This window comes from Parasphingorhabdus sp., from assembly GCF_036963805.1.
Classification (GTDB): domain Bacteria; phylum Pseudomonadota; class Alphaproteobacteria; order Sphingomonadales; family Sphingomonadaceae; genus Parasphingorhabdus.
Window position 1 is genome coordinate 1 of the sequence record NZ_JBALUN010000036.1, and the last position, 1,002, is coordinate 1,002.

Sequence of the window (1,002 nt, forward strand, 5' to 3'; positions counted from 1 at the left end):
TGTAACATCGGGTGACTGGTGAGACATTCACTTCATAGCGTTATAGCTTTTCCCGAAGAGCTTCGTAAGGTGTTTTTCCGTTGAATGCGTCATGCGGTCTGTGGAAGTTGTAGAAGTGTTCCCATTGGTCGAGTTTTGCGTCCAGATCGACGTCGCCTTTATAGCTTAGCAGCTGATAAAATTCCTGCTGGTCAGAGCGGTGAGATCGTTCCACTTTGCCGTTCAGTTGCGGGGTACCGCGTTTGATATAGGCATGTCGGATGCCCAGATCTTCGACGTGCCAATGGAACTTGGCCTAGAACTCGTGGCCATTGTCGGTTCTGATTTCGCGTATACGGAAGGGGAACTTGTCGATGATGTGATCGACGAAGTCGATCGCATTGGCTTGTGTATGTTTTTTGTAGACCTTCAATGCCCTTACCCGCGTTGCATCATCGATTGCCGTATATTGAAAGCGGCGTATCTTCTCGCCCTTCTTTCCGATAAAAGTCAGGAACTTAACATCCATCTGGATATGGTGTCCGGGAACCTGTTTATTGTAGCGCTTGGTGTGAACCTTGCGAAGGCGCGTTCCGCGCGGCAGCCGATTTAGGCCATTGCGTTTGAGTATTCGGTATATTGTTGCATCGGACAGTTTGATGCCGTGATAGCGTGCGAGATACCACATGATACGCTCTGGTCCGAGGTGATATTTGCGGCGCAGATGAAGCACCTTTTCTGCCACTTCAGGCGGTGTCTGGTTAGGCGGATTTTTAGGAATGGTTTTGGCATTGACCAGGCCATCTTTACCATCGCGTTCATAGGCTGACTTCCATCTGTAAAAGCTGGCCCGGCCAATGCCAAAATAACGGCACGTCTTGGCAACATGCCCTATCTTCTCTGCGTGCTGCAATATCCGTAATTTACGCTGTACTTCGCGTTCGTCGTCCTTGGTCATTCGATCATCTCCTTCCTGCATCAGAATTTTACAGAAGATGTCTCACGAGTCCCTACATATCTACA

Annotated in this window: 1 pseudogene; it reads right to left on the minus strand. The window is 49.1% G+C overall.

The features are described 5' to 3' along the window. Positions 1-40: 40 nt before the first annotated feature. A pseudogene (locus V7676_RS18640) lies at positions 41-937 on the minus strand (IS481 family transposase). Positions 938-1,002: the final 65 nt, after the last annotated feature.